Origin of the sequence: Peribacillus huizhouensis (assembly GCF_014138605.1) — a bacterium.
GTDB classification, from domain to species: Bacteria; Bacillota; Bacilli; order Bacillales; family DSM-1321; genus Peribacillus; species Peribacillus huizhouensis.
Genome location: NZ_JACJHX010000044.1, coordinates 1 through 3,750, shown reverse-complemented (window position 1 = coordinate 3,750; position 3,750 = coordinate 1). Strand labels below are relative to the sequence as shown.

Annotated in this window: 6 protein-coding genes; 1 reads left to right on the top strand and 5 read right to left on the bottom strand. The window is 30.4% G+C overall.

Translation table 11 applies throughout. The annotated features are described in order from the left end of the window. Positions 1–75: 75 nt before the first annotated feature. The 5 genes from HNP81_RS23450 to HNP81_RS23430 form a co-directional block, all read right to left on the bottom strand. Positions 76–405: a helix-turn-helix domain-containing protein gene (locus HNP81_RS23450; protein WP_182504172.1), complete on the bottom strand. Its 330-nt coding sequence runs from the start codon at positions 403–405 to the stop codon at positions 76–78. 123 nt (positions 406–528) lie between these two features. Then, on the bottom strand, positions 529–750 hold the full coding sequence (locus HNP81_RS23445; RefSeq protein ID WP_182504171.1) for a hypothetical protein: 222 nt from the start codon (positions 748–750) through the stop codon (positions 529–531). Between the two features lie 211 nt (positions 751–961). Beyond that, positions 962–1,447, bottom strand: a complete 486-nt coding sequence (locus HNP81_RS23440) for a DUF4825 domain-containing protein (protein ID WP_182504170.1) — start codon at positions 1,445–1,447, stop codon at positions 962–964. Between the two features lie 205 nt (positions 1,448–1,652). Further along, complete coding sequence (locus HNP81_RS23435; RefSeq protein WP_182504169.1) at positions 1,653–2,240, bottom strand: hypothetical protein; 588 nt, start codon at positions 2,238–2,240, stop codon at positions 1,653–1,655. A 163-nt stretch (positions 2,241–2,403) separates the two neighbouring features. After that, positions 2,404–2,961: a hypothetical protein gene (locus tag HNP81_RS23430; RefSeq protein WP_246399574.1), complete on the bottom strand. Its 558-nt coding sequence runs from the start codon at positions 2,959–2,961 to the stop codon at positions 2,404–2,406. 265 nt (positions 2,962–3,226) lie between these two features. On the opposite strand from HNP81_RS23430, the gene HNP81_RS23425 reads away from it, so the two are divergent. Further along, positions 3,227–3,750, top strand: a 524-nt coding sequence (locus HNP81_RS23425; protein WP_182504168.1) for a hypothetical protein, incomplete at its 3' end; no start/stop codon positions are given.

The following is a 3,750-nucleotide window of genomic DNA, read 5'->3' as shown; positions in this document are numbered from 1 at the left end:
TCTTTGAAACACCTGCTATCATACATAACATGATGATGGTAAATTGATTTTTAAGTTCATGAATTATTTTGTATTCTATTGATTTTTCTTTTCCGGTATCATCCCCCTTTTCGCAGTTAAGAGCTTTTTTAAATAGGCATTCTCTGCTTCTAATCGACTTATTTTTTCTGTATCACTTTCAGAGTCTTTTTTAAGTCCACCTTTCAGTGGGCTACGATATGTTCCTCTCTTTTCCTCTAACCCCTGAATACCTTCTCTTTTATAGTGAGCTATCCACCTTTGCACAGTTGTATATCCAATCCCTAACTCTTTGGAAATTGATCTAATACCCATATCTTTCTTTTGGTATAAATTAATCGCTTTTAGCTTAATTTCTTTTCTATAGGTTGTTCTAATTTTTCCCATAAAAAATCCCCTCCATAGAAGACAGTACAATCCTTTCTTTTTACTGTCTACTATAAGGGGATAATAACAGTTGGAAGATCCTCTTAGCTGTTTGTAACTAACGCACTAAGTTAGTATTGATCGTTAATCAATTATTTCAAATTTGCAAGAAAAGGAGTAATTAAAAACCCCTAAATCCCTTTCTACTAAGGGATAGCCACCTTTACCATAGCACCCATCACTTAACGCTTTAATTTCTTGGTAATTAAAATAATAGTTAGATACCATTAAAAAAGCTATTACTACAAATGTTAAGGGTAGAACAACTAAAAGTCGTTGCTTGATAGTTAATTTTTTAAGTTTCACTGATATCACACCTCTATATATTAACTAATCTAACATAATATCCCTTTATCCTGCATCCTTTAGTTGAACAAGATCCCCCAATTAATATGCATACTCTATACAAATCTAGTTAACATAAAGTCTCTTATCGGCAATGACAAAAGGATCTTCGATTGAAGATCCTTTTAGCTGCTTATTGAACTAAACACCATTCACTTGAGGAAGAAGTACTCTATTTTTTTAAAAACTGATTCACTTTACTTTCATCTTCTAAATATTTTTTTGTGAGTTTTGTTAGGTCTTCTTCACTCGTATATTCACTTAAATTTTTTCCGTACCATCTTTCTAAGTCTTCTTTTGTTATTTTATATTCTTGGTCATCAAAATTAAATGTAATCCATTTTGCATTTTTGACTAATGTAAATATAAATGTAGCATTGTATATTGCCGTTTCTTTGTAGTTTTTTTCTATTTCTTCTGCATCCATATTTGTATAATTCAAAATCATTCCATAAGGCTCTTCTTTGGTTTTAAGTTCAAACCCATTAAAATATTCACCCAATGGTAATTGCCTTACAATGCTCCTTACTGCACTATTATCGCCTACATATGAATCTTTAAATTGAAATATATCCTCATTTACATTACTTGAATTACATCCGTTTAAGGAAAGTAATATCAATAACGAAAAGAAGAAAAATTTTGTTATTTTCTTCACTTCTTATCCTCCTTAAATTCAATATCTAATATTCTAACTTTACTACAAAAAATACCAATTACTTATTAAATTATTCTGCAACAAATGAACAAGATCCTTTAGAATCACATGTATACTCTATACAAAACTAGTTAACATAAGACTAATTATCGGCAAAAAAAGGATTGGGTACCTCTTAGATATCCAATCCTTTTTGTTTCTTTGGTCACTTTTCATATTTTTCTAGAAAGTCGGCTAATGCTAAATGCAACACATCAGACTTATTGATCCTCTCGGCTTCACAAAACTCATCTAAACGTTTACCAATGACACGATCAATAACAATAGTCTTTCTTGTTTTGTCACTTTGTGGCAACTGTTTGACGCGGTCATAAAGACTTGGCTCATTGGTTTGTGTAGTTGGGGTAGCCTCTTGCCATGATTTAAGCATTTCCTTAATCATATGGATTTCATCTTGGGTGAACTGCTCATGAACAATAGGTGAATGATTCGTGAATTCCTTATTACTCTTTGCAAACTTCTGATTACTTCGTGTGAAAGGTGCATGAACTTTATGTGAACTCGATTTTACATAATCAAAAATACTTTTATCAAGGGGTTCTTCACCTTCTCCAATAAAAAACCAACCCTTGTGACCAGAGTTTCTAAATTCATATCCAGCCTCTTTTAATGCATTTCTAAATGGTTTTTCACTTATGCCAGGTATTTGTTTAGCCACATCGCCTGTCTTTACTCCTTCTTGTGCTAATACTTCTAAAATGCTTCTTATGGATGCTTTTTGATCTACACTCATAGATTGTCACCCTCATTTCACTCAAACTCATATATGTATTATTCCATGTGAAATACGTATGACCTTCAAGTAAGTTAACATAATCAACTTATCGGCATGTGAAAAAGGATCTTCGGCCGAAGATCCTTTTATACTGCTTGTTCAATCAAAAAAGCCGTATAGCTTAATAAATACATTTTTGTAATTTCGGAACCAATTCTTTGTACTTAACAAAAAAGTCTTTTACAGAAAGGACAGCAAAATAAGATGATACCTCTAAATTTAATAGACATTCATCATAAACTAAGTAAATATTTAATTCTTTTTGAGGTACAATTTCTCTTTGTATTAGGGAATTCGCCAATTCTACATATAATTTTTCGCTCTTTTCATCAATTGATCTTTCTATAGAAAAACCGCCTGCAAGGCTATCCCACCAAACTCGAAATGTTTGATAAATTTCACTATAATTTTTATAACTATCTTTGTTATCTATGAACAAACTTTGAAAATATAAATCTTTTTTTTCATGAAAAATTTTCACACCATTACTATGATGGTCAGATATTCTTTGTGAAATTTCACCCCATAATTCTTTATACTTTAATTCAAACTCTTCTTTAAAATCTACTTTCAATGGAAAATATGGAAATTTATATTCTTCCTTACTAAGATTTTGATTGAGGTAAATATTTTGAATGTAAATCAAAAAATTTAAAGCACAAGATGCCTCTGTTCTCATTAACAATGAACTTTCCAGTTTTCTCCCTCCAACCTGGTTATTACAATAACCTCAAGATTTTACAATATATTCAACATCTTTTTAAATCCACCTGCCAGTAGTTTAAGTAGGTCCCAAGGATAGAATGAATACTGTATACAAATCTAGTTAACATAAAGTTTCTTATAGGAATAATCATGAGAACTTGAATAAAATACTAGATACTCTATAAATGGTTACGTAATATATAATGGAATTATTCGGTATTAGAAAGTAGGTCATTTTTTTGAGAAAATTTATCCTCTATATATTATTTTTTCTTCTCATTTTCGATATTTTTCATTTGATTTATCGAATAAAGCAATACAATCTTGCTAATTTAGGTTATGGTGATTTTCTTTCAATAATCACACTTTTAATTGCGGTTTTGTTAATCATTCAATTAAATAGGCCAAAGAAAAAATTAACAAAATTTAAGCATTTCCATTCGGAAGCCTTTAATGCCGAAGAGAGAAAAGAGTATGAAATAGCTCTTCAGATTAGAGAAGAAGGTTTAAGATTAACCACTCTAAATAATCTTCAACGCGCAGAGCTTTACTTTGGAAATGGAGGCACTTATCTATACCTGAATGATTATGAAAAAGCCACATATTACTTTGATAAATCCTTTGAACTAACTAAGCAAGAGAAATTCCCATACGATGATCAATACGTAACGATTATTGAAAGTTATGTAAAGGCTAATAGAAAAAATGACGCTATTCATTTAGTTGAAGACTTATTGAAAAGACAATCTTATAATAAAAAATT